Genomic DNA, 23,389 nt, shown 5'->3' with positions numbered 1-23,389 from the left:
CGGTCCCTGCTGGCCGGGATCGGAAAAACCTCCTTCATTTCTTCCATCGTTCCGGCTTATAATCGCCGCCCTTTTTGATTATTTTTTTATCATTTCCCCGGAAGCAATATGAGCGCAATATCCCTGATCCAACCGGATCGTGACCTTTTCTCCTGGCCGCAGTACTGGGCCGCCTGCTTTGGCCCCGCGCCGTTCTTGCCGATGTCGCGAGAAGAGATGGATCAACTTGGCTGGGATAGCTGCGACATTATTCTGGTTACCGGCGATGCCTATGTCGATCACCCGAGCTTCGGCATGGCGATCTGCGGACGCATGCTGGAAGCGCAGGGGTTCCGCGTGGGGATTATTTCCCAGCCGGACTGGAATAATAAAAACGACTTTATGCGCCTGGGTAAACCGAACCTGTTCTTCGGCGTGACCGCCGGTAACATGGACTCGATGATCAACCGCTATACCGCTGACCGTAAACTGCGTCACGACGATGCCTACACGGCGGGTAACGTGGCCGGCAAGCGCCCGGATCGCGCTACGCTGGTCTACACTCAGCGCTGCAAAGAGGCGTGGAAAGATGTGCCGGTGATCCTCGGGGGCATCGAAGCCAGCCTGCGCCGTACCGCGCACTATGACTACTGGTCCGATACCGTGCGCCGCTCGGTACTGGTGGACTCTAAGGCCGATATGCTGATGTTCGGCAACGGCGAGCGTCCGCTGGTGGAAGTGGCGCACCGTCTGGCCGCCGGCGAGCCTATCGGGCAAATTCGCGACGTTCGCAACACCGCCATCATGGTGAAAGAGGCGCTGCCGGGCTGGAGCGGAGTCGATTCCACGCGTCTGGATACGCCGGGGAAAATCGACCCAATCCCGCATCCGTACGGTGAAGATCTGCCGTGCGCGGATAACAAAACCGTCGCACCGCCAAAACAGGAAGCGAAGCGCGTCACCGTGCAGCCGCCGCGTCCGAAGCCGTGGGAGAAAACCTACGTCCTGCTGCCTTCCTTTGAAAAGGTGAAGGGCGACAAGGTGCTCTACGCCCATGCGTCGCGGATCCTGCACCATGAAACCAACCCCGGCTGCGCCCGCGCGCTGATGCAGAAACACGGCGAGCGCTATATCTGGGTTAACCCGCCCGCTATTCCGCTTTCCACCGAAGAGATGGATAGCGTGTTTGCCCTGCCGTATAAGCGCGTTCCGCATCCCTCATACGGCGATGCCCGCATTCCGGCCTACGAGATGATCCGCTTCTCGATTAACATTATGCGCGGCTGTTTTGGCGGCTGTTCCTTCTGCTCAATTACCGAGCATGAGGGCCGTATCATTCAGAGCCGCTCCGAAGATTCGATCATCAATGAAATCGAAGCGATTCGCGACACGGTCCCCGGCTTTACCGGCATTATTTCCGATCTTGGCGGTCCGACGGCTAACATGTATATGCTGCGCTGCAAGTCGCCGCGCGCCGAGCAGACCTGCCGCCGCCTGTCATGCGTTTACCCGGATATCTGTCCGCATATGGACACTAACCATGAACCGACGATTAATCTTTATCGCCGCGCCCGTGACCTGAAAGGCATCAAAAAGATCCTTATCGCGTCCGGCGTGCGTTACGACATCGCCGTTGAAGACCCGCGCTATATCAAAGAGCTGGCCACCCATCACGTCGGCGGCTATCTGAAGATTGCCCCGGAGCATACGGAAGAGGGGCCGCTGTCGAAGATGATGAAGCCGGGAATGGGCAGCTACGATCGTTTTAAAGAGCTGTTTGATACCTATTCGAAACAGGCCGGTAAAGAGCAGTATCTGATCCCTTACTTTATCTCCGCACACCCGGGGACGCGCGATGAAGATATGGTGAACCTGGCGCTGTGGCTGAAGCAGCATCGTTTCCGTCTGGATCAGGTGCAGAACTTCTATCCGTCGCCGCTGGCGAACTCAACCACCATGTATTACACCGGTAAGAACCCGCTGGGTAAGATTGGCTATAAGAGTGAAGATGTGGTGGTGCCGAAGGGCGACAAACAGCGCCGCCTGCACAAGGCGCTGCTGCGCTACCACGATCCGGCTAACTGGCCGCTGATCCGCCAGGCGCTGGAAACCATGGGTAAAAAGCACCTGATTGGCAGCCGTCGCGATTGTCTGGTACCGGCGCCGACGATCGACGAAATGCGCGAAGCGCGTCGCCAGAACCGCCATACCCGTCCGGCGCTGACCAAGCATACGCCGATTGTGCACCAGCGCTCGAACGGCGGGGCGACGGCGAAGAAGCCCGTAAAACGCGGTAAGGTCGCCGGTCGTTAATTCGGCTGCATTGCCCGGCGGCGTTAGCGTCTGCCGGGCTTACAAAACATCTCCAGGCCGGATAAGCGCCAGCGCTATCCGGCTTTTTTACGGTTTAGCCGCCAAACTGATCCGGGTCTGGCCCCAGGCGTTTGTTCTGGTCCAGTTTAGTGATTTCACTTAATTCATCTTTATCAAGACGGAAGTCCCAGACGTTAAAATTCTCGGCAATGCGCGATGGCGTCACCGATTTCGGGATCACCACCAGGCCGCTGTCCAGATGCCAGCGAATAACGATCTGCGCCGGGGTTTTACCGTATTTATCCGCCAGTTGACGAATAACTTTCTGATCGAATACCCCTTCGCCGCCCTGCGCCAGCGGGCTCCAGGACTCGGTCTGAATTTTATGCGTCGCATTCCAGGCGTGAAGCTGACGCTGCTGCATCAGCGGGTGAAGTTCAATCTGGTTTATCACCGGCGCGACGCCGGTTTCATCGATGATTTTTTGCAGATGATGAACCTGGAAATTACACACGCCGATGCTTTTTGCCAGCCCCTGCTGCTGCAGCTCAATTAAGCTTTTCCAGGCGTCGACGAAGTGGTTCGTTGCCGGAACCGGCCAGTGAATTAAATATAAATCGACATAGTCGAGCTTCAGTTTTTTCAGGCTTTCCTGCAGCGCTTCTTTGGGCTGCTTTTGATCGTCATTCCACAGTTTCGTGGTGACGAACAGCTCATCGCGGGGGACGCCTGCGCTGCTCAATGCGTTGCCGACGCCGGTTTCATTCTGGTACACGGCGGCGGTGTCAAACGAGCGATAACCGACTTCCAGCGCCTTATGAATGGCGGAGACGACTTCCTCGTTGCCTGCTTTCCACACGCCGAGCCCCAGCTGCGGCATCAGGTTGCCGTCGTGTAGTTTTATAACGGTTGGATGTGTCATGCCTTCCTCCTGTTAATGAACTCAGCGGAATAAAATCCGCCGAGGGGTAGCATTAAGTCTGGACGAAATAGCTAAAAACGGTAGTTAAACTCCTCTCCTTTGCGCGAGTTTACGCGTCGGAGAGGAGGTTGATTAGCGCGCAGCCTCGTAAATACGGCGGCTGACGTCCAGCGTAATATCCTGGTTTTCGCCCAGTTGGGTCATGCCGTGCTCTTCCAGCTTCGCCAGTAGCGCCGGGATAGAGCTGCCATCCAGACCGTAGGCGGAAAGGCGCGTCGGGACGCCCATCTGTTCGAAGAAATCACGCGTTGCGGCGATGGCGGCATCGATACGCTGTTCTTCAGAACCTTCGGTGATGTTCCAGACGCGAGCGGCGTACTGCAGCAGCTTGGCGCGTTTAACGTCGCGTTTTTCATTCCACAGCGCAGGCAGGACGATAGCCAGGGTCTGGGCGTGATCGAGACCGTGCATGGCGGTCAGCTCGTGGCCGAGCATATGGGTCGCCCAGTCCTGCGGCACGCCTGCGCCAATCAGGCCGTTCAGCGCCTGGGTGGCCGCCCACATAATATTGGCGCGTACGTCGTAGTTTTCTGGCTCTTTCAGCGCTTTCGGGCCATCTTCCACCAGGGTCAGCAGAATGCCTTCGGCGAAGCGGTCCTGAATTTTGCCGTCGACCGGATAGGTGATGTACTGCTCAACGGTATGGACAAATGCGTCGACTACGCCGTTAGCCACCTGGCGCGGCGGCAGGGTGTAGGTGTAAACCGGATCCAGGATAGCGAACACCGGCTGGACGTGGCTGGACATAAACGCGCGTTTGTCGCCGGTGGTTTTGCGCGAGATGACCGCGCCTTTATTGGATTCGGAACCGGTCGCCGGCAGCGTCAACACGGAGCCCATCGGGATGGCGCTGGCCACTTTGCTACCGTAAGTTTCGAGGATTTCCCACGGATCGCTGTCGGCATTGTAGTGGGCCGCTGCGGCGATAAATTTGGTGCCGTCGAGAACGGAACCGCCGCCCACCGCCAGCAGGAACGTGATCTTTTCATCACGGGCGATTTTCACCGCGTTCATCAGCGTTTCGTAGGATGGGTTGGGCTCGATGCCGCCAAATTCCCGGACGTCAATGCCGTTCAGCGCGCTAAGAACCTGATCAAGCACGCCGGTTTTCTTCACGCTACCGCCGCCGTAGGTGACAAGCACGCGAGCATCCGCCGGGATTTGATCGCGCAGATTTTCAATCGCGCCTTTACCGAACAGAATGCGGGTTGGGGTATGTAGGTCGAAATTATTCATGGCTGGTGCCCTCAAATAGATAAAACCGCCAACAGAGACAATCCCTCTGTCAGATGACGGACATTGTGTTCCCGTCGCCCGTTCCCCTCAATGCACATTCCTGCCGTTGTCTTGCCCATTTCTCCTTGGGGCTGGAGAAATGCGCCGCAAGTGCGCACAATACGGAGGTATAAAAACGTTCGCAGAGGCCCGAAAAATGAACCGCGCTGAGATATGCCAGCTATTAACGCATAAAGTTAATCAGCTGAAAGATAAAGAAGAAATGCTTAATGGTCTGCTGCCGGATATTCGCCTGCTGTACGGTACCCAGCCGGGGACGCGGACGCCGGTCATGTATCAGCCGGGGATCGTTTTTCTCTTTTCCGGGCATAAAATTGGCTACATTAACGAGCGTACCTTTCGCTATGACACCAATGAGTATCTGCTGCTGACGGTACCGCTACCGTTTGAATGCGAAACCTTCGCCACCCCGGAAGTGCCGCTGGCGGGGATTCGGCTGAACGTCGATATTCTGCAGCTGCAAGAGCTGCTGATGGATATCGGTGAAGATGAGCAGTTTCAGCCGTCCATGGCGTCGAGCGGGATCAACTCCGCGGTGCTGTCCGAAGAGATTCTGTGCGCGGCGGAGCGCCTGCTGGACGTGATGGAGCGCCCGCTGGACGCGCGCATTCTGGGCAAACAGATTATCCGCGAAATTCTTTATCACGTGCTGACCGGGCCGTGCGGCGGGGCGCTGCTGGCGCTGGTCAGCCGGCAGACCCACTTCAGCCTGATCAGCCGCGTGCTGAAGCGTATTGAAAGCCAGTACACGGAAAACCTCAGCGTCGATCAGCTGGCGGCGGAAGCCAATATGAGCGTCTCGGCGTTCCATCATAACTTTAAATCGGTCACCAGCACCTCCCCGCTGCAGTATCTGAAAACCTACCGTCTGCACAAAGCGCGCATGCTGATGATCCACGATGGTATGAAGGCCAGCGCGGCGGCGATGCGGGTAGGGTATGAAAGCGCGTCGCAGTTCAGCCGCGAGTTTAAGCGTTATTTCGGCATGACGCCGGGGGAAGATGCGGCGCGAATCAGAACGATTCAGGGGATGTGAGGGCGGCGAATCCGCGCCGCCCTGGAAACGCTCAGGCGTTACAGTATTTCTTTTTAATCACCACGATAACCGTACCGAGCAGCCCGGCGATCAGCAGCGCGATAGGCAAAATCATCAGGCAGGTCATGACCTGATCTTCATGACGCTTAACGAAGGGAATCATGCTCAGCGCATAGCCCAGGCCGGTAACCACGCCAACCCACAGCAGCGCGCTCAGCCAGTTGAAGAACTGGAAGCGGCGGTTTGGCAGCCCGGAAATGCCCGCCATGGTGGGCAGCAGGGTGCGAACAAACGCCAGAAAACGCCCGGCCAGCAGCGCCAGCAGGCCGTGTTTGTCAAACATGCAGGTTGCCCGCTGATGGTACTTATGCGGCAGATGCCCAAGCCAGCGCTTAACCGTGACGGTGTTACCCAGCCAGCGCCCCTGGATATAGCTCAGCCAGCAGCCGAGGCTGGCCGCGGCGGTTAAAATGGCGACCGTGGGTACAAAGTCCATTACGCCTTTGGCGATCAGCGCCCCGGCGAGTAGCAGCAGGCTATCGCCCGGTAAAAATGAGGCGGGCAGCAGACCGTTTTCCAGAAACAGGGTTGCGAACATGACCAGATATACAACGCCCACAACGTGGGGGTTTGCCAACGCGGCAAAATCATGCTGCCACAGCGCGGCGACAATTTCTTGAATGACAACCATGGACTTTCCTAAGTGGTACCGTGTTTTTTGTCTAGTGTACTCCTGAAGAGGCTCGGGCACCTTGATCCCGGGCGCAACTAAAGCGGCCGTTTTTCTAAAAAACGTCCGCTATTGTTGCCACTGAGTGTCACTTTACACGATACGCGCGAAGCCCGCCGCTAAATCATCCTGCAGATCGGTAACATTTTCTAACCCGATATGCAGGCGGATCAGCGTGCCGCTGAAATCAACTTCAGCATCAGGTCGGATTGCGGCAATGTGTTCCGGCTGGTTGGCTAAAATCAGCGATTCAAAGCCGCCCCAGGAGTAGGCCATGCTGAACAAGCTGAAGTGGTCCAGATAAGCGGACAATTCGGCGTCGGTCAGGCGTTTATTGAGCACGAAAGAGAACAGGCCGCTGCTGCCGGTGAAGTCGCGCTGCCAGAACTCATGGCCTTTGCTGCCGGGCAGAGCGGGGTGGTTCACGCGGGCCACCTGCGGATGCTGCGCCAGCCATTCGGCAATCTGCAGGCTGCTTTCATGGTGCTGACGCAGGCGCACCGCCAGGGTGCGCAGACCGCGGCTGGTCATATAGGCGGTATCGGCATCCACCATTTGCCCCATCAGATAGGCGTTTTCGCGCAGCTGCGCCCAGCAGCGCTCATTGGACACGGCGGTACCGACCATGGCGTCGGAATGGCCGATCAGGTATTTGGTGCCGGCCTGAATGGAGATATCGATACCAAACTCCAGCGCTTTGAACAGCACCCCCGCCGCCCAGGTGTTGTCGATCATAATGATGGCTTCTGGAGCGACGCGGCGCACCGCTGCAACGATCGCCGGAACATCATGAACTTCCATGGTGATGGAACCGGGGGATTCGAGGAACACCACGCGGGTGTTCGGCTGTACCAGACGGGCGATATCGCCGCCGATGAGCGGGTCGAACCAGCCGGTGGTGACGCCGAGTTTGGCGAGGATTTTGGTGCAGAAATCCTGGGTAGGTTCATAGGCGGTGTTGGTCACCAGAATATGGTCGCCCTGCTCGACAAACGCCAGAATGGTATTGGCGACCGCCGCCGCGCCGCAGGGAAAGAGCGCGCAGCCGGCGCCGCCTTCCAGCTCGCACATCGCTTCCTGGAGAGAAAAGTGGGTCAGCGTCCCGCGACGCCCGTAGAACAGCTCGCCTTTGGCGCGGTTGCGGGTGGCGTGTTTTTTCGCTTCGACGGTGTCGAAAACCAGCGATGAGGCGCGCTGAATGACGCTGTTTACCGAGCCCTGGGTGTATTTTTTGCTGCGCCCGGCATGAACCAGCGCAGTATCAAGATGTTTATCAGCCATGTTCAGATAACCTGTTTTTATACGTCTGGACGTCTAAACTAACATGAATACCCGTTGATGTACCGGGTCGCGGCGGATACAGGTAAAAATTTTACCAACGGCGGGGTCAGCAACTTTTTTACTGCGTAAGCGCAAGGAAAATAATCGTGATTTACTGCACAGTGTAAATACTAATGAGAACCACTATCAATTCGATGCCGTTTTGATATTATTGTGCGCAGTTTTTGTGATTTACGTCCTGGAGATACAGTGTGGGTAATAATTTGATGCAGGCGGATCTCTCCGTTTGGGGTATGTATCATCATGCCGATATTGTCGTTAAGGTAGTGATGATCGGCCTGATTCTGGCGTCGGTGGTCACATGGGCTATCTTTTTCGGCAAAGGCGCAGAGATCCTGGCCAGCAAGCGTCGCCTCAAGCGTGAACAGCAGCTGGTTGCCGAAGCACGCTCTCTCGACCAGGCCAGCGATATCGCTAACGCGTTCGAGGCGAAAAGCCTGACTTCCCAACTGATCAACGAAGCGCAGAACGAGCTGGAGCTGTCCGCAGGTTCTGAAGATAACGAAGGCATTAAAGAGCGTACCGGTTTTCGACTGGAGCGTCGCGTGGCGGCGGTGGGTCGTTACATGGGGCGCGGCAACGGTTATCTGGCGACCATCGGCGCGATTTCCCCGTTCGTCGGTTTGTTTGGTACCGTCTGGGGCATCATGAACAGCTTTATCGGTATTGCCCAGACCCAGACCACCAACCTGGCGGTCGTGGCGCCAGGCATCGCGGAAGCGCTGCTGGCTACGGCAATTGGCCTGTTCGCTGCGATTCCGGCGGTGGTCATCTACAACATTTTCGCCCGTATGATTGCCAGCTACAAAGCTTCACTTGGCGATGTCGCCGCCCAGGTTCTGCTGCTGCAAAGCCGTGACCTGGACCTGAGCGCCAGCGGCGTTAAGCCAGTGCGTACCGCCCAGAAACTCCGCGTAGGTTGATGCTTTATGGCCATGCATTTTAACGAAAACCTCGATGATAACGGTGAAATGCACGACATCAACGTGACGCCGTTTATCGACGTCATGCTGGTGCTGCTGATCATCTTTATGGTGGCGGCGCCGCTGGCCACCGTAGACGTGAAGGTGAATCTTCCGGCTTCTTCCAGCCAGCCGCAGCCGCGCCCGGAAAAACCGATCTACCTGTCGGTGAAGGCGGACAAAACCATGTTCCTCGGTAATGACCCCATCACCGAAGAGAGCATGATTGCGTCCCTGGATGCCCTGACCGAAGGCAAGAAAGATACCACCGTCTTCTTCCGCGCGGATAAAACCGTGGACTACGAGACGATGATGAAGGTCATGGATACCCTGCACCAGGCGGGCTATCTGAAGATTGGCCTGGTGGGCGAAGAGACCGTCAAAGCCAAGTAACCCCTTATACCGACTCATCTCCCAGGCTGGCCTTGCGCCAGCCTTTTTTATCTCCTCGAATCGCTCTCATGTTGGACGACTGTTGCTATAACGTTACCCTGTTGCGGTATAATGGCGGTCGTTTATGTTAACTGACAGGATCTTATGGAACGCTTTCTGGAAAATGCTATGTACGCCTCGCGCTGGCTGCTGGCGCCGGTTTATTTTGGCCTTTCGCTCGGTTTGATTGCGCTGACGATCAAATTTTTTCAGGAGATCTTCCACATACTGCCGCATATTTTCAGCGTCAGTGAGTCGGATATGATTCTGACCCTGCTGTCGCTGGTGGATATGACCCTGGTGGGCGGTCTGCTGGTGATGGTGATGTTCTCCGGCTATGAAAATTTTGTCTCGCAGCTGGATATCAACGAAGGTAAGGAGAAGCTCAGCTGGCTGGGCAAAATGGACGCCACTTCGCTGAAAAATAAGGTGGCCGCCTCCATCGTGGCGATCTCCTCTATTCACCTGCTGCGGGTGTTTATGGACGCGAAAAACGTCCCGGACAATAAGCTGATGTGGTACGTCATCATCCACCTGACCTTTGTGCTGTCAGCCTTTGTGATGGGCTACCTCGATCGTCTGACCAAAGTGAAACACTGATCCCTTCTCTCCCGGCGGCGTTGGCCGCTGGGCTTTTTACTCCCCGTTTCTGCTTTTCTGCGCTGGCGTATGTCCGGGCTTCTGCTTTGCTTAAAGGGCGCTTAACAACGGAGGCAGGGTGATGACGCGATTAACGGCCAAAGATTTCCCGCAGCAGCTGCTCGAATACTATGACTACTACGCCCACGGCAAAATCAGCAAACGCGAGTTTCTCCAGCTGGCGGGGAAATATACCGTCGGCGGGATGACCGCGCTGGCGCTGTTTAATCTGCTGAAGCCCGACTATGCTCTGGCAGAGCAGGTACCGTTCACCGACCCGGATATCCGCCCGGAGTATATTCATTATCCCTCTCCTGACGGCCACGGCGAAGTGCGGGCTTATCAGGTGATGCCGGCGAAAATAGCCGACAAAGCGCCTGCCGTGGTGGTGGTTCATGAGAACCGCGGCCTGAATCCCTATATTGAAGACGTTGCCCGGCGGGTGGCGAAAGCGGGCTATATCGCGCTGGCGCCGGATGGCCTGAGCTCCGTCGGCGGCTATCCGGGGAATGATGATGAAGGCCGCGCGCTGCAGCAGAAAGTCGATCCCGTGAAGCTGATGAATGATTTCTTTGCGGCGGTCGCGTTTATGGCGAAGCATCCGCAGGCGACGGGGAAGGTCGGTATCACCGGTTTTTGCTACGGCGGCGGCGTCAGCAACGCGGCGGCGGTGGCTATCCCGGAGCTGGCCTGCGCGGTGCCGTTTTACGGCCGCCAGCCGCCATTGAAGGAGGTCGATAAAATTAAAGCGCCGCTGCTGCTGCACTATGCCGGCCTCGATAGCGGCATTAATGAAGGCTGGCCCGCCTATGAACAGGCGCTGAAGGCGCATAATAAAGTTTACGAGGCCTATCTCTATCAGGGCGTGAATCACGGCTTTCATAATGATTCCACGCCGCGATACGATCGGGCTGCGGCTGACCTGGCCTGGCAACGCACGCTGGCATGGTTTGAACGGTATTTACGTTAGCGAACTCGTCAGAAATAGCGCTACCGCTCGCTTAAAAAAACGCTATATAATTTAATATATAGCGATTGGGTGGGGAGGGCGCGATGGAAAATCATTTTGGTAAAGGCTTAATGGCGGGGCTACAGGCATCCTATGCTGATACCGCTACGCATGCGGCGAACTTTTGCGCCGACTATGAACGCGGGTTTGTGCTTGGCTACTCGCACCGCATGTTTGAAAAAACCGGCGATCGCCAGCTTAGCGCCTGGGAAGCGGGGATCCTCACCCGTCGCTACGGTCTGGAAAGAGATTGGGTGATGGACTTCTTTAAAGAGGGAAATTCGTCTACCGCGCAGCGCTACTTTATGGCGGGCTATCGGCTGGAAAGCTAAAAACCGGAGGTGGGCGCCTCCGGTGGGCCAGAGCGTTACGCCTGGCGCTTATCTTCGGTTTGCGTGTCGAAGTCGCTGGCGTCATGGCGCTCGTGAAGCTGCTCGTTGAGCGGGCCAGAGGTGCGGTTAACCATACGTCCGCGCTGAACGGCCGGACGGTTGCCGACGTCCTGCGCCCAGCGCAGCACGTTTTTATAGCTACCGGCATCAAGGAACTCGGCGGCGTTGTAAACGCTCCCCAGCACCACGTTGCCGTACCACGGCCAGATAGCCATGTCGGCGATGGTGTACTCCTCTCCTGCCACAAAACGGCCGCGGGCAAGCTGCTTGTCGAGCACGTCAAGCTGGCGTTTGGCTTCCATCGTAAAGCGGTCGATCGCGTATTCGATTTTCACCGGCGCATAGCTGAAGAAATGGCCAAAACCGCCGCCGAGGAACGGGGCCGAGCCCTGCAGCCAGAACAGCCAGTTGAGAGTTTCAGTGCGGCCTGCCGGATCTTTGGGCAGGAAGAAGCCGAACTTTTCCGCCAGATAGAGCAGGATGCTGCCGGATTCAAAAACGCGGGTCGGCGGCGTGGTGGAGTGGTCGCGGAGCGCGGGGATTTTCGAGTTCGGGTTAACCTCGACAAAGCCGCTGGAGAACTGGTCGCCTTCGCCGATGCGAATCAGCCAGGCGTCGTATTCCGCGCCGCTGACGCCTAATGCCAGCAGTTCTTCCAGCATAATGGTCACCTTCTGCCCGTTAGGCGTCCCCAGCGAATAGAGCTGAAGCGGGTGCGCGCCCACCGGCAGCACCCGATCGTGCGTTGCGCCGGAAACGGGACGGTTGATATTGGCGAATGCGCCGCCGTTGTTTTGCTTCCATTCCCACACTTTAGGTGGCTGGTAGTTATTCTCTGACATGCTGATCTGCCTTTTTAGTGAGGTGTTGAAGTCGTGGCGCTAAACTTTCGGTGCGCCGGTCTAAGCCAGAATCCGCGCGGCCCATACGCTGACGTCGTCGCCGCTGCCGAGATCCGCCTGCACCAGGCCGTTAACCATAAAGGTCGGCGACACGTGGATGCCGTTCTGGCGGGCATACTTGCTGTGCCATTTGATCTCGTTTTGCAGCTCCGGGCGGGCAAACGCCGCAGCCAGCGAAACGTGGCTATAGCGTTCGATACGCTCGATAATCTGCTGCGGCGTGGCGTCCATGTTTGGCCCGCTGCAGTGGTCGGTAAACTCAAACTCTTCGCGGTGGTCGGCGACGGCTTTAAGCACCTTATGCGCCTGCTCCCGGCCGTGCGGCAAGGTGGAAGCGGCGAGAATGCAGCGCACGATGACGCCGGAAAACAGATGCCAGGGCTGGGACTGGAGACGAATTTTGATCGTCACGTTATCCGCGCCAACTTCATCCAGCAGATCATCCAGCTTATTAAAGGCGCGCACGGAGAAAGGGCAGGTGGGTTCGAGGAACACCTCAAAGGTGCGTGGGCCATGCCCCCAGACCAGCGGTTGGGCAGTCAGATGCGAAGGTGTGCTCATTGTCGACTCCTGTTTTTTTTTATCTCAAATAACGATATCACTTTTGCCCGGCGGCGCAGGCTTATTTTCCTTAAGGGCACGATTAGCGAATCGAATGAGTGGTATCATCACTCCACCTCTGTCTGGTAAGTGCCTGCGGCAGGATAAGAAGAGGGAGTTTTGTTTCGCCAACTGCCCGGGCTGCATTAATTTGAGGTCAGGCTAAATGAGCAAAGGTTCGACAAGCAGTGACGCCCCGTTTGGTACACTCTTAGGCTACGCACCGGGCGGCGTGGCGATTTATTCTTCGAATTACAGTAGCTTAAATCCGCAAGATTACCCGGATGACGCCACGTTCCGCAGCTATATCGGTAATGAGTATATGGGGCACAAATGGCAGTGCGTGGAGTTCGCGCGCCGTTTTCTGTTCCTCACCTACGGTTTTGTTTTCACCGATGTCGGCATGGCCTACGAAATCTTCTCCCTGCGTTTTTTACGCGAGGTGGTCAACGACAATATTCTGCCGCTGCAGGCGTTCGCCAACGGCTCCCGCCGTCCGCCGATCGCCGGCTCGCTGCTGATCTGGCAGAAAGGCGGCGAGTTTAAGCACACTGGCCACGTGGCGGTGATTACGCAACTGGTAGGCAATAAGGTCAGGATTGCCGAGCAGAACGTGATTCACTCGCCGCTGCCGCAGGGCCAGCAGTGGACCCGAGAGCTGACGCTGGAAGTGAAAAACGGCATCTACACGATTAAAGACACCTTTGCCGATACCGAAATCCTCGGCTGGATGATCCAAACCGCCGATACCGAGCACAGCCTGCCGCAGCCGGTGCTGCCGGGTGAGGCGATGGCCATCAAAGGCGCGCGGCTGCCGAATAAAGGCCAATACCGCGGCAACTGGCTCAACGAGAAAGATTCGCTGCAAAAAGCCTACGTGGAAGCCAACGGCCACGTCATCAATAAAGACCCTTACCAGTATTTCACCATCACCGAAAGCGCCGAGCAGGAGCTTATCAAGGCCACCAACGAGCTGCATCTGATGTACCTGCACGCCACCGACAAGGTGATGAAGGATGACAGCCTGCTGGCGCTGTTCGATATTCCGAAAATTCTCTGGCCGCGCCTGCGCCTCTCGTGGCAGCGGCGTCGCCATCATATGATTACCGGCCGCATGGATTTCTGTATGGATGAGCGCGGGCTGAAGGTATATGAGTACAACGCCGACTCCGCGTCCTGCCATACCGAAGGCGGGCTGATCCTCGAACAGTGGCTGAAACAGGGCTACTACGGCACCGGCCACAACCCGGCGGAAAACCTGCTGGATGAGCTGGCTGGGGCGTGGAAGCACAGCCGGGCGCGTCCTTTCGTGCACATCATGCAGGATAAGGATCTGGAGGAGAACTACCACGCGCAGTTTATCCAGCGTTCGCTGACCCAGGCCGGTTTCGAGAGCAAAATTCTGTTTGGCCTTGATGAGCTGCGCTGGGATGCCGCCGGGCAGCTGATCGACGCCGACGGTCGTCTGGTTAACTGCGTCTGGAAAACCTGGGCATGGGAAACCGCCATTGAGCAGGTGCGGGAAGTCAGCGCCGATGAGTACGCGGCGGTGCCGATCCGTACCGGACACCCGAATAATGAAGTTCGCCTGATAGACGTTCTGCTGCGCCCGGAAGTATTAGTCTTCGAGCCGCTGTGGACGGTCATCCCCGGCAATAAGGCGATTTTGCCGGTGCTGTGGTCGCTGTTCCCCAACCATCGCTATCTTCTGGATACCGATTTTGTGGTCAACGAGCAGCTGGCGGAAAGCGGCTATGCGGTTAAGCCTATCTCAGGCCGCTGCGGCAACAATATCGACCTGATTGGCCCGCAGGACGAAGTGCTGGATAAAACCAGCGGCCAGTTTTTCGACCGCAAAAATATCTACCAGCAGCTGTGGTGCCTGCCAAAAGTGGATGGCAAATACATCCAGGTTTGCACCTTCACCGTCGGCGGTAACTACGGCGGGACCTGCCTGCGCGGAGATGATTCTCTGGTGGTTAAAAAAGAGAGCGATATTGAGCCGTTAATCGTGCTAAAAGACACAGATAGCCGTTAAGTTTGGCCCGGATTGCGGCGATGAGCGCCTTATTCGGGCTGCGGTTCTCGTCACCTGCGGCATTTGTAGCCCGGGCAAGGCGCATCGCGCCGCCCCCGGGGGAAGGCCGCAGGATGCTGAAGAATATCCCGGAGGCGATGCTGCGCATCTGTCCGGGCTACCGAACATACGAACCCGTAGCCCCAGTGAGCATAGTGCGACCGGGAGAATTATCGGTAAAAAATAGATAAAACATCACAACAACAAGACAGAAAAGGAAAATAGTATGCACGATCGGCGACTCGCCGCCCGCGCGGGTGAACTTAAGCCCTCCGCCGTCCGCGAACTCCTCAAGCACAGTAAACTGCCCGGCGTGATCTCCCTGGGCGGCGGCATTCCGGCTCCGGAGCTTTTTGATACCGAAGGCCTGAACCTGGCGGTGCAGCAGGTGATGAACGGGCGTTTTAACGATGCGTTTCAGTACGGGTTGACCGAAGGTTATCCGCCGCTGCGTCAGGCCGTTAGCGAACTGTGTCAGGCGCGCGGCGTTGCCTGCCCGGCAAGCCATGTCTATATCACCTCCGGTTCGCAGCAGTCGTTGGATATCGTCGCCCGCACGCTGCTCGATCCGGGCGATGCCATCGTCGTTGAGCGCCCGACCTATCTGGCGGCGCTGCAGGTCTTCCAACTGGCGCAGGCGAACATTCTCAGCGTCGATACCGATGATGACGGTATGCTGGTGGAGCAACTGGCCGACCTGCTGGAAACCACCCGGGTGAAAGCCGTTTACCTGGTGCCGACGTTTGGCAACCCCGGCGGGAAAACCCTGAGCGAAGCGCGCCGTCGCCGCCTGGTAGAGCTGGCGAAAAAGCACGACTTCGTCATCATTGAAGACGATCCGTACGGTGAAATCAGCTTCACTGACGAAGTGCGCCGCCCGCTGTATCAGTACGCGGTTGAGTTGGGCTGTGAAGATCAGGTGGTTTATACCTCCACCTTCTCCAAGATCCTCGCGCCGGGGATGCGTATTGGCTGGATCGTCATGCCGGACTGGCTGGCGCAGCAGACGGTGATCGTCAAACAGGCGGCGGATCTGCACACTAACATGCTCTCGCAGGTGATCACCGCGGAATACCTGAGCATGAACCGTCTGGAAAGCCAGATTGCCCTGATTCGCGAAGATTATCGTAAGAAGTGCGTGGCGCTGGCCGACGCGCTGGAATCGCAGCTTGGCGAGCATCTGGAGTTTAGCCGTCCTAAAGGCGGTATGTTCCTGTGGGCTCGCTTCCGTTATCCGTTCGATACCATGGAATGGATGAAGAAAACGCTGGAAAACGGCGTAGTCTACGTGCCTGGGGAAGCGTTCTATAACGATAACCCGGATACCCGCACGCTGCGTCTCTCCTACTCTACGGTGTCGGCAGACGGTCTGATGACCGCCGTCGAGCGTCTGGCGAAGTCGCTGTAATCGCCCTGCTCTGCGCCGTTGGCGGCGCGGGGCTTCCTTGCCGTTCTCTTCTCTAAGCCCCCCATCTTCATGCGAATGCATGGTCTGCCCGTTGAGCGAAAAACAGCAATGAGTAACGTGAAAATGGCCTGGGCGGGGTTTTTGAATCGCCCGTAGCCTTTGGCTACGGGCGAGAGAAACACAGAGGCGGGCCTTCTGCGACTTATCGTCGGCCCGGGTCGTTAATCCTGGTCGGCAATGCGATCGTCAAGCCAGATCAGCATCAATGCGGAAAGAAAAGCAACAGCGACGGTACCAATAGCTAACAGCATAAGAAGAGCCTCAGGGGTTTTTATTATTTTTCTGCGTTGACCGATGAGCGATTATTTCTGTCTGTGATGGTGACTTTGGTTGCTGACTGGGATGTGGCGAGGGTGAAAAAATCGTCAGCATCGATATCGAAATTGAGGACGATTTCTTTGTACTTCCCGCAATTCATTAACTCTTTTGCTTCTTTCATACTACTGGCTGTAATAGTAGGCATCAGTTTCATCTCGTTGAAAAACTGAGAAGCAAAATAAGAGCTTGTCGATACCAGATCAACTACTTTTTATGATAAGGGCAATCCGGCGTCAGATTGATGATTGCCGCCGCCAATAGCCAATTGAAACATAATTTCTGTTTAACCTTTCCTGCCAGCGTTTCGTTTTGCTCAGCGCGAATTCTTAGCGCGAACGCTGTTTTTCGCTCATCAGCTGGCGACAGCGCTGCTGGTCCTTGCTGATACTTTTCTGTTCTTCCGGCGTGAGCTGCTGCCAGGTGTCCAGCATCCGTTGGCCCAGGGCGGGCACGTAATGGGTCTTATGTAGCGCATAGTCCGAATTGCCGCCTTCAATCATATTTTCCATATCGCGGAGAAACGCGCGGCTGTCCTGATGGTCGATCGCGCAGAAGACGGAGCGGTAGTACGCGACATCCTCTTCGGCGTAGCGGGGCGTGAACCACCAGATAAGCAGGGCGATAAGCGCCAAAAGCGGGGCAATAAAAGCGAGTTTTTTCAACATGAGTGGTTCAAAAAGGCAAATTGAAGGGCCAGTGTAACTGTTGATGGAACAGGATGTAAGCGCCGTCGCGGGCCGGAAGGGGGATTCCAGCCCGCAGCGGCCGGTTAGTAGCCGACCTTATAGATCCGTCCGTTCTGGATGCCTTCTACGCTGCGGCGGTAGGCCTGAGCCACGCTGGCGGCGGGGACGCTGGCAAAACCGGGGAAGAAACCGTCGTAGGCTGCCGCCGATTCCGTTAATACGGTCGGGCTAATCAGGTTAATGCGTATTCCGCGCGGCAGTTCGCAGGCGGCGGCGCGAACGAATCCTTCCAGCCCGGCGTTGACGGTGGTGGCATTGACGCCCTGAGCGATGGGCTCATGGGCGACGATCCCGCTAATCAGCGTAATAGATCCGCCATCGTTCAGATAATGCTGGCCGGTCAACGCCAGGCGAATCTGCCCCAATAGCTTATCCTGTAAGCCCTGGTTGAAATCGCCGTCGGTCATGGTTGCCAGTGGGCCAAAGAACAGATTACCGGTGGCGGAAACAATCGCGTCTACCCGGCCGGTTTTCTCAAACAGGCTCTCTACGCTTTGCTGTGAGGTGATATCCACTTGATAGTCGCCCTGAGTGCGGCCGACGTGAATAACCTCATGACGCTGACTTAACTCTTGCGCAACCGCGCGGCCAACGGTACCGCTGGCGCCAATAACGATGATTTTCATAGCAGGTTCCTCTCTCGGGTGAGAGGCTATTCTTTAATAAAACAGATATCGGATAAACTGGCTAAAAGTTAAATGATTACTAACCTGAGGTTTGCAATATGGATAAGCTGCGGGCGATGGAGACCTTTATTGCGGTGGTGGAATGCGGAAGCTTTACCGAAGCCGCATCGCGGCTCGATATGTCGGCGGTGATGGTCGGGAAATATATCGCGCTGATCGAGCGGCAGCTTAATACCCGTCTTCTTGAGCGCAATACCCGCCGCCAGAGCCTCACCGACGCCGGGCGGGTCTATTTTGACGAGGCGAAACGCGTCCTTGAGCAGGTTTCCATCGCCGAAAGCGCGGTGGAGAGGCTGCGGATCGCGCCCGCGGGGACGCTGCGGGTAAGCGCGCCGACGTCGTTTGGCGCCTGCGTGATCGCACCGCTGGCCGCCACTTTTCTCCAGGCCTGGCCCGACGTGCGCGTGGAGCTGGATCTGACCAACCGGATGGTCGATCTGGTGGATGAAGGTATCGATCTGGCGATCCGTATCGGCGAGATCCGCAATAACGATCTGGTGGCAAAGTATCTCGCGCCCTACCGGATGACGATCTGCGCCGCGCCCGGGTATTTAGCCCGCCACGGTACGCCGACAACGCCTGCGGACCTGGCCGATCACCTCTGTTTGTCGCATACGGTGTGGACCGCGCGCAATGAGTGGAAGCTGCCGGGCGCGGAGGAGGGCGTCCGCTGGAAGCGCGATGCTGTTCTGCGCTGTAATGATGGCTACGCGCTGCGAACGGCGGCGATCGCCGGCGCCGGACTGCTGCTGCAGCCGGAAGTGCTGCTGGCAGATGCGCTCGAGTGCGGCCAACTGGTGCGCGTGCTGGAGGCTTATACTCCACAGCCGAGGCCGGTTCATCTACTCTGGCGGCAGGACCTGCGCCCGCTGCCGAAGCTGACGCGGTTTGTTGAGCATCTTTTGCAGGGGCAGCGCCAGAACGGGCTGACCGCTTAATTCTCTGCCGGGCGGCGGGCCTGATGTGATGGGGGGCTTGTCGGCCCGGCAAAGCGTTAGCTGCTGCCGGGCAATCTGCTTAGTCGCGCAGCGCATGGCGCCAGTCGGCGATCAGATCCTGCGGATCTTCAATCCCTACCGACAGACGAATCAGCTGCGGAGTAATCCCGTTGGCTAACCGCTGCTCCAGCGGGATCGACGCGTGGGTCATGCTAAACGGCTGGCTCACCAGGCTTTCCACGCCGCCGAGGCTCTCCGCGAGGGTAAACAGCTTCAGTTTACGAATGATCCGCTCGGCGTAGCTATCGTCGCCTTTGACCACCACGGAGATCATCCCGCCGGGAAGCGCCATCTGCCTGCGCGCCAGCTGATGATGCGGATGCGAGGCCAGCCACGGGAACCAGACCTTTTCGACCTGCGGCTGCTGCTCCAGCCACTCGGCGAGCAGCAGCGCATTGCTGCTGTGGCGCTCCATACGCAGCGCCAGGGTACGAATACCGCGCAGCGTCAGGAAGCTGCTGAACGGATCGAGAACGCCGCCAACCGCGTTTTGCAGATAGCCCAGCTTTTCCGCCAGCGCGGCGTTGTCGCCGACCACCGCCAGCCCGGCGACCACATCGGAGTGGCCGTTGAGGTATTTGGTCGCCGAGTGCACCACGATATCGAAGCCCAGCTCCAGCGGACGATGGATAGCCGGCGAGGCGAAGGTGTTGTCGGTGACGCTGATAATATTGTGCCGCCGGGCAATGGCGGCGATAGCGCTGAGGTCGGCCAGCTTAAGCAGCGGGTTGGTCGGCGTTTCGACCCAGATCATGCGCGTATCGGGCCGAATGGCCGCTTCGATGGCCGCCAGATCGTCGGGCTTCACCCAGCTCACCCGCAGGCCGGCGCTGCGGCGGCGAACGTTTTCAATCAGCCGGTATGTGCCGCCGTAGACATCGTCGACGGCGACCAGGTGGCTATCTTTATCCAGCAGCTCCAGCACGGTTGAGATGGCCGCCAGACCGGAAGCAAAGGCGTAGCCGCGCGTGCCGCTTTCCAGGTCGGCAATTGCCGTTTCCAGCGCGTGGCGGGTCGGGTTGCCGCTGCGCGAATATTCGTACCCGGTATGCTGGCCCGGCGCGGGCTGGGCAAAGGTAGAGGTGGCATAAATAGGCGGCATCACCGCGCCGTGTTCATCGGTAAATGTGCCGCTATGTACGCTCAGAGTATGCAAATTTGTCATTGAAAAGTCCTTACTGTTCGAGTCGGTTACGCCAGGTGGTCAGCACATCGCTGCGGGTAATGAGGCCAAGAAAACGATCGTTGTCGGCGATAACGGCTACCAGGCCGCGATCGAAAATGGCTTTCAGCGCGCTTTCCGGCGCGTGCTTATCCAGGGTTTCCACGTTACGGGTCATCGCTTCCCTGACCGGCAGAGCAAAGCGCTGGCTGTCGCCCTGGACATGGCTAATCAGATCCCATTCGTCGACGATGCCGACGACGCGGCCGTTTTCCAGCACCGGCAGCTGCGAGATGTCGTAGAGGCGCATACGCGCGAGGATGGCCGCCAGGGTATCGTCCGGCGCGGCGGTGACGGTTGCCCCTTCGTCGTGGCGCAGAGCGATAAAATCGCTGAGATCGCCGCGCGATGGGCGGCTTAAAAAGCCCTGCTGGCGCATCCAGTCATCGTTAAACATCTTTGATAAATATTTATTGCCGCTGTCGCAGGCGAAGGTCACCACGCGTTTAGGGGATGTCTGCGACCGGCAGTAGCGCAGGGCGGCGGTGAGCAATGTTCCGGTAGAGGAGCCTGCCAGAATACCTTCAACCTGCAGCAGCTGGCGGGCGGTGGCGAAAGCTTCGCTATCGGTGACGCGGTAAGCGCTGCGGACGCCTTCAAGATGGGCCAGCGGCGGAATAAAGTCTTCGCCGATCCCTTCAACCAGCCAGGAGCCGGTTTCACCGTAGCGCCCGGTTTCGACCTGGTCCGCCAGAATGGAGCCCGCCGGATCGGCAAGGATAAATTCCGTTTTAGGGGAGTGTTCAGCAAACCAGGCCTGTAGCCCGCCGAGCGTTCCGCCGGAGCCGACGCCGACGACGATCGCGTCGATATCGCCTTCCAGCTGCTGGAAGATTTCCGGGGCAGTGGTGGTGGCATGCGCCAGCGGATTGGCCTCGTTATTAAACTGGTCGATATAAAAGGCGCCTGGCGTTTCGTCGGCAAGACGCCGGGCGTAGTCCTGATAGTAGGCGGGATGGCCTTTGTTAACGTCCGAGCGGGTAAGCTGCACCTGCGCTCCCAGCGCGCGCAGATGGAAAATCTTCTCGCGGCTCATTTTGTCCGGCACCACCAGGATCAGGCGATAATTTTTCTGCGCGGCGATCAGCGCCAGCCCGAGGCCGGTATTGCCGGCGGTGGCTTCGATAATCGTGCCCCCGGGCTTTAATTTTCCTTCGCGCTCTGCCTGGGTAATCATGGATAGCGCGACGCGGTCTTTTATCGAGCCGCCGGGATTTTGATTTTCCAGTTTTAGAAACAGGTTGCAGGGGCCGGTATCCAGCTTATGCAGCTGCAGCAGGGGAGTATGACCAATCAGGTCGCTAACGGAATGAAAAACTGACATAACATTTTGCCCATTCGTATCGAGATGATTTGAATGGTAGGGCTGCAAAATTGGCATTTTAAAGAACTTTTGTCTGCCGTTAAGAGCAAAAAGGAATATAAGATGCTTTTTAGCCATCCGGAGGGAAAGGTTGTTAGCCGCCTGGGCGTGTCGATTTCCAGAAAATAGCTTTTTTGCCGGGTTTTTCACCGAATTATCCGTTTTTACGCGCTGCTTTATCTCTATTTCAGAAAAGGATTGCTGAAAATAATCGATAGTTCCCAGCGGCAACTTTCAGGTGCCAGCGAAAATATCAGTACCCGGTATACCGGGGCATTGTTCAACGACGGAAATTCAGGTGAGTGAATTAATCCTGATAAGATGTTCCTGCTCGCTTCAATAAATAACCTATATCAGGAACCCTATTTCCAAAAATATCCTGCCCAGTAGTTAATCAGTCGGAAAATTGTCTGGTACGATCCAGTTAACAGAACAGGAACATAATTTATACCTGCAAGACATATACATGTAATGATTCAGTCGTAACCAGTTACAAGGAAGCTACTATGAATAAAAACGACATGAGTCCTTTACCCACCAATACCCACGAGTGGTTTTTTAATCGTAACAGCATCATCATTTTGCTCGATATTGTTCTGTTTATCGTTCTCTACAACACGCTACCCTATGAGCCGAAGGTGGTCATGGGACTGAGTATGCTCGCTTTTATCGCCGTATTATGGTTAACGGAAGCGCTGCATGTGACCGTTACGGCAATAATGGTTCCCGTCATGGCCGTGCTGCTGGGGGTATTTAATACCCAGGCGGCGCTAAACAGTTTTGCCAACTCTACGATATTTCTTTTCCTCGGCGGCTTTGCTCTGGCGGCGGCGATGCATGTGCAGGGGCTGGATAAAGTCATTGCTGATAAGGTATTAGCGATGGCGAGGGGTAAAATGAGCCTCGCGGTCTTTATGCTGTTTGGCGTGACGGCGCTGCTGTCAATGTGGATCAGTAATACGGCGACGGCCGCAATGATGATGCCGCTGGTATTGGGGATCCTGAGCAAAGTCGATAGCAAAAACAGCCATTCGACCTATGTGTTTGTGCTCCTGGGGATTGCCTATAGCGCCAGCATTGGCGGGATGGCGACTATCGTCGGCAGTCCACCGAATGCGATTGCCGCCGCCGAGGTGGGGCTCTCCTTCTTTGACTGGATGAAGTTCGGTTTCCCGGCAATGATCGTCTTACTGCCTGTCGCTATTGCGATTCTTTACCTCGTGTTCAGGCCGGAACTTAAGGGGACCTTCGAAACGAATAGTGAACGGGTCGATTGGGATAAAGGCAAAATAGTCACCCTGGCTATTTTTGCGCTTACCGTATTCTTCTGGATTTTCAGCGGACCCATTAACGATCTGCTGGGCGGTTTTAAATCCTTCGATACCATCGTGGCTTTAGGCGCCATTATATTGGTCAATTTCGCCCGGGTGGTTCACTGGAAGGATATAGAGAAAACGGCTGACTGGGGCGTGCTGCTATTATTCGGCGGTGGTATTTGCTTAAGTAATGTGTTGAAAGAGACGGGCACCAGCTTGTTCCTGGCAAACCAGATTAGCGGGATGGTGGCTCATATGGGGATATTTATTATTATCCTGGTGATTGCAACATTCGTGGTGTTTCTGACCGAGTTTGCCAGTAATACGGCCAGTGCTGCGTTGCTCATTCCCGTATTTGCCTCGGTGGCCGAAGCGTTCGGCATGTCTCCTGTGATTCTGTCGGTATTGATTGCCATTGCGGCTTCATGCGCTTTTATGCTGCCCGTGGCGACGCCGCCAAACGCTATCGTTTTCGCCACCGGCCATATCAAGCAGCAGGAGATGATGCGCGCCGGCCTGTTTTTGAATATCGCCTGTATTATCGTTTTGACCGGATTTAGCATGTTGTTTTGGGTATAACTT

22 protein-coding genes and 1 pseudogene are annotated in these 23,389 nt (G+C 56.7%); 12 read left to right on the top strand and 11 right to left on the bottom strand.

What is annotated here, in order from left to right; all coding sequences use genetic code 11:
• Positions 1-18 precede the first annotated feature (18 nt).
• Positions 19-2,259, top strand: a pseudogene (locus tag KOSB73_RS26425) (YgiQ family radical SAM protein); the annotation flags it as partial.
• A gap of 127 nt (positions 2,260-2,386) precedes the next feature.
• Here the strand turns inward: KOSB73_RS26425 and dkgA are convergent.
• Together dkgA and yqhD are read right to left on the bottom strand one after the other, a co-directional pair.
• Positions 2,387-3,214: a 2,5-didehydrogluconate reductase DkgA gene (gene dkgA / locus KOSB73_RS26420; protein ID WP_098141249.1), complete on the bottom strand. Its 828-nt coding sequence runs from the start codon at positions 3,212-3,214 to the stop codon at positions 2,387-2,389.
• Between the two features lie 132 nt (positions 3,215-3,346).
• Positions 3,347-4,510 (bottom strand): alcohol dehydrogenase, encoded by a 1,164-nt coding sequence (yqhD, locus tag KOSB73_RS26415; RefSeq protein WP_024358672.1) that lies wholly within the window; start codon positions 4,508-4,510, stop codon positions 3,347-3,349.
• Between the two features lie 196 nt (positions 4,511-4,706).
• On the opposite strand from yqhD, the gene KOSB73_RS26405 reads away from it, so the two are divergent.
• Complete coding sequence (locus KOSB73_RS26405; protein ID WP_004115613.1) at positions 4,707-5,606, top strand: AraC family transcriptional regulator; 900 nt, start codon at positions 4,707-4,709, stop codon at positions 5,604-5,606.
• Between the two features lie 31 nt (positions 5,607-5,637).
• Here the strand turns inward: KOSB73_RS26405 and yghB are convergent, their stop codons facing one another.
• Together yghB and metC are read right to left on the bottom strand one after the other, a co-directional pair.
• On the bottom strand, positions 5,638-6,297 hold the full coding sequence (gene yghB, locus KOSB73_RS26400; protein ID WP_004125241.1) for a DedA family general envelope maintenance protein YghB: 660 nt from the start codon (positions 6,295-6,297) through the stop codon (positions 5,638-5,640).
• Between the two features lie 132 nt (positions 6,298-6,429).
• Entirely contained in the window at positions 6,430-7,617 is a 1,188-nt protein-coding gene (metC, locus tag KOSB73_RS26395; protein ID WP_004125240.1) for a cystathionine beta-lyase, read from the bottom strand.
• A 251-nt stretch (positions 7,618-7,868) separates the two neighbouring features.
• On the opposite strand from metC, the gene exbB reads away from it, so the two are divergent.
• From exbB to KOSB73_RS26365, 5 genes are all read left to right on the top strand, one after another.
• A complete protein-coding gene (exbB, locus tag KOSB73_RS26385) occupies positions 7,869-8,600 on the top strand; it encodes a tol-pal system-associated acyl-CoA thioesterase (protein ID WP_004125237.1) in 732 nt (243 codons plus the stop codon).
• A 6-nt stretch (positions 8,601-8,606) separates the two neighbouring features.
• Positions 8,607-9,032 carry a TonB system transport protein ExbD gene (exbD, locus tag KOSB73_RS26380; RefSeq protein ID WP_004135785.1) on the top strand — a complete coding sequence of 142 codons (426 nt, stop codon included), beginning with the start codon at positions 8,607-8,609 and terminating at the stop codon, positions 9,030-9,032.
• 144 nt (positions 9,033-9,176) lie between these two features.
• Positions 9,177-9,671, top strand: a complete 495-nt coding sequence (locus KOSB73_RS26375; RefSeq protein WP_004105804.1) for a TIGR00645 family protein — start codon at positions 9,177-9,179, stop codon at positions 9,669-9,671.
• A 121-nt stretch (positions 9,672-9,792) separates the two neighbouring features.
• The gene (gene yghX / locus KOSB73_RS26370; RefSeq protein ID WP_064411354.1) at positions 9,793-10,680 is read left to right on the top strand and encodes a YghX family hydrolase; all 888 of its coding nucleotides are present in this window, start codon (positions 9,793-9,795) and stop codon (positions 10,678-10,680) included.
• An 83-nt stretch (positions 10,681-10,763) separates the two neighbouring features.
• Entirely contained in the window at positions 10,764-11,051 is a 288-nt protein-coding gene (locus tag KOSB73_RS26365) for a DUF2623 family protein (RefSeq protein WP_098141247.1), read from the top strand.
• 35 nt (positions 11,052-11,086) lie between these two features.
• Here KOSB73_RS26365 and yghU read toward each other — a convergent pair whose 3' ends face one another.
• The gene (gene yghU, locus KOSB73_RS26360) at positions 11,087-11,953 is read right to left on the bottom strand and encodes a glutathione-dependent disulfide-bond oxidoreductase (protein ID WP_098141245.1); all 867 of its coding nucleotides are present in this window, start codon (positions 11,951-11,953) and stop codon (positions 11,087-11,089) included.
• A 60-nt stretch (positions 11,954-12,013) separates the two neighbouring features.
• Positions 12,014-12,574 (bottom strand): DsbA family protein, encoded by a 561-nt coding sequence (locus KOSB73_RS26355; RefSeq protein WP_004135790.1) that lies wholly within the window; start codon positions 12,572-12,574, stop codon positions 12,014-12,016.
• Between KOSB73_RS26355 and KOSB73_RS31430 the strand changes: the two genes are divergently transcribed.
• The 3 genes from KOSB73_RS31430 (at position 12,557) to KOSB73_RS26340 (ending at position 16,098) form a co-directional block, all read left to right on the top strand.
• Entirely contained in the window at positions 12,557-12,703 is a 147-nt protein-coding gene (locus KOSB73_RS31430; protein ID WP_305955183.1) for a hypothetical protein, read from the top strand. The genes KOSB73_RS26355 and KOSB73_RS31430 overlap by 18 nt on opposite strands.
• Positions 12,704-12,779: 76 nt before the next feature.
• Positions 12,780-14,651 (top strand): bifunctional glutathionylspermidine amidase/synthase, encoded by a 1,872-nt coding sequence (gene gss / locus KOSB73_RS26350; RefSeq protein ID WP_004135792.1) that lies wholly within the window; start codon positions 12,780-12,782, stop codon positions 14,649-14,651.
• Between the two features lie 265 nt (positions 14,652-14,916).
• Positions 14,917-16,098, top strand: coding sequence for an aminotransferase-like domain-containing protein (locus tag KOSB73_RS26340; protein ID WP_004135794.1), 1,182 nt, complete (start codon positions 14,917-14,919; stop codon positions 16,096-16,098).
• 334 nt (positions 16,099-16,432) lie between these two features.
• Here KOSB73_RS26340 and KOSB73_RS26335 read toward each other — a convergent pair whose 3' ends face one another.
• The 3 genes from KOSB73_RS26335 to KOSB73_RS26325 form a co-directional block, all read right to left on the bottom strand.
• A complete protein-coding gene (locus KOSB73_RS26335) occupies positions 16,433-16,621 on the bottom strand; it encodes a hypothetical protein (RefSeq protein WP_004135795.1) in 189 nt (62 codons plus the stop codon).
• Between the two features lie 181 nt (positions 16,622-16,802).
• Entirely contained in the window at positions 16,803-17,141 is a 339-nt protein-coding gene (locus KOSB73_RS26330; RefSeq protein ID WP_004135798.1) for a hypothetical protein, read from the bottom strand.
• Between the two features lie 104 nt (positions 17,142-17,245).
• Positions 17,246-17,848: a short chain dehydrogenase gene (locus tag KOSB73_RS26325; protein ID WP_004135806.1), complete on the bottom strand. Its 603-nt coding sequence runs from the start codon at positions 17,846-17,848 to the stop codon at positions 17,246-17,248.
• 98 nt (positions 17,849-17,946) lie between these two features.
• Between KOSB73_RS26325 and KOSB73_RS26320 the strand changes: the two genes are divergently transcribed.
• Positions 17,947-18,846, top strand: coding sequence for a LysR family transcriptional regulator (locus KOSB73_RS26320; protein WP_004135809.1), 900 nt, complete (start codon positions 17,947-17,949; stop codon positions 18,844-18,846).
• 79 nt (positions 18,847-18,925) lie between these two features.
• On the opposite strand, the gene KOSB73_RS26315 is transcribed toward KOSB73_RS26320, so the two are convergent.
• Both KOSB73_RS26315 and KOSB73_RS26310 read right to left on the bottom strand, forming a co-directional pair.
• Complete coding sequence (locus tag KOSB73_RS26315) at positions 18,926-20,071, bottom strand: trans-sulfuration enzyme family protein (protein ID WP_004135810.1); 1,146 nt, start codon at positions 20,069-20,071, stop codon at positions 18,926-18,928.
• A gap of 10 nt (positions 20,072-20,081) precedes the next feature.
• The gene (locus KOSB73_RS26310; RefSeq protein WP_004135812.1) at positions 20,082-21,452 is read right to left on the bottom strand and encodes a pyridoxal-phosphate dependent enzyme; all 1,371 of its coding nucleotides are present in this window, start codon (positions 21,450-21,452) and stop codon (positions 20,082-20,084) included.
• Positions 21,453-21,997: 545 nt separating this feature from the next.
• Here KOSB73_RS26310 and KOSB73_RS26300 point away from each other — a divergent pair.
• Positions 21,998-23,386 (top strand): SLC13 family permease, encoded by a 1,389-nt coding sequence (locus KOSB73_RS26300; RefSeq protein ID WP_049085001.1) that lies wholly within the window; start codon positions 21,998-22,000, stop codon positions 23,384-23,386.
• Positions 23,387-23,389: the final 3 nt, after the last annotated feature.

Origin of the sequence: Klebsiella grimontii, assembly GCF_900200035.1 — a bacterium.
In the GTDB taxonomy this organism is placed as follows: Bacteria; Pseudomonadota; Gammaproteobacteria; order Enterobacterales; family Enterobacteriaceae; genus Klebsiella; species Klebsiella grimontii.
This window is presented reverse-complemented; position numbering and strand designations above follow the sequence as displayed.

Excerpts from the sequence above, each read along its gene's own strand:
- exbD (WP_004135785.1), top strand. The coding sequence starts at position 8,607 with ATGGCCATGCATTTTAACGAAAACCTCGATGATAACGGTGAAATGCAC.
- KOSB73_RS26330 (WP_004135798.1), bottom strand. The coding sequence starts at position 17,141 with ATGTTGAAAAAACTCGCTTTTATTGCCCCGCTTTTGGCGCTTATCGCC.
- yghB (WP_004125241.1), bottom strand. The coding sequence starts at position 6,297 with ATGGTTGTCATTCAAGAAATTGTCGCCGCGCTGTGGCAGCATGATTTT.
- yqhD (WP_024358672.1), bottom strand. The coding sequence starts at position 4,510 with ATGAATAATTTCGACCTACATACCCCAACCCGCATTCTGTTCGGTAAA.
- KOSB73_RS26375 (WP_004105804.1), top strand. The coding sequence starts at position 9,177 with ATGGAACGCTTTCTGGAAAATGCTATGTACGCCTCGCGCTGGCTGCTG.
- KOSB73_RS26315 (WP_004135810.1), bottom strand. The coding sequence starts at position 20,071 with ATGACAAATTTGCATACTCTGAGCGTACATAGCGGCACATTTACCGAT.
- metC (WP_004125240.1), bottom strand. The coding sequence starts at position 7,617 with ATGGCTGATAAACATCTTGATACTGCGCTGGTTCATGCCGGGCGCAGC.
- KOSB73_RS26325 (WP_004135806.1), bottom strand. The coding sequence starts at position 17,848 with ATGAAAATCATCGTTATTGGCGCCAGCGGTACCGTTGGCCGCGCGGTT.
- KOSB73_RS26405 (WP_004115613.1), top strand. The coding sequence starts at position 4,707 with ATGAACCGCGCTGAGATATGCCAGCTATTAACGCATAAAGTTAATCAG.
- KOSB73_RS26335 (WP_004135795.1), bottom strand. The coding sequence starts at position 16,621 with ATGCCTACTATTACAGCCAGTAGTATGAAAGAAGCAAAAGAGTTAATG.
- dkgA (WP_098141249.1), bottom strand. The coding sequence starts at position 3,214 with ATGACACATCCAACCGTTATAAAACTACACGACGGCAACCTGATGCCG.
- KOSB73_RS26365 (WP_098141247.1), top strand. The coding sequence starts at position 10,764 with ATGGAAAATCATTTTGGTAAAGGCTTAATGGCGGGGCTACAGGCATCC.
- KOSB73_RS26320 (WP_004135809.1), top strand. The coding sequence starts at position 17,947 with ATGGATAAGCTGCGGGCGATGGAGACCTTTATTGCGGTGGTGGAATGC.
- yghU (WP_098141245.1), bottom strand. The coding sequence starts at position 11,953 with ATGTCAGAGAATAACTACCAGCCACCTAAAGTGTGGGAATGGAAGCAA.
- KOSB73_RS26340 (WP_004135794.1), top strand. The coding sequence starts at position 14,917 with ATGCACGATCGGCGACTCGCCGCCCGCGCGGGTGAACTTAAGCCCTCC.
- KOSB73_RS26355 (WP_004135790.1), bottom strand. The coding sequence starts at position 12,574 with ATGAGCACACCTTCGCATCTGACTGCCCAACCGCTGGTCTGGGGGCAT.
- KOSB73_RS26300 (WP_049085001.1), top strand. The coding sequence starts at position 21,998 with ATGAATAAAAACGACATGAGTCCTTTACCCACCAATACCCACGAGTGG.
- gss (WP_004135792.1), top strand. The coding sequence starts at position 12,780 with ATGAGCAAAGGTTCGACAAGCAGTGACGCCCCGTTTGGTACACTCTTA.
- KOSB73_RS31430 (WP_305955183.1), top strand. The coding sequence starts at position 12,557 with ATGCGAAGGTGTGCTCATTGTCGACTCCTGTTTTTTTTTATCTCAAAT.
- KOSB73_RS26310 (WP_004135812.1), bottom strand. The coding sequence starts at position 21,452 with ATGTCAGTTTTTCATTCCGTTAGCGACCTGATTGGTCATACTCCCCTG.
- yghX (WP_064411354.1), top strand. The coding sequence starts at position 9,793 with ATGACGCGATTAACGGCCAAAGATTTCCCGCAGCAGCTGCTCGAATAC.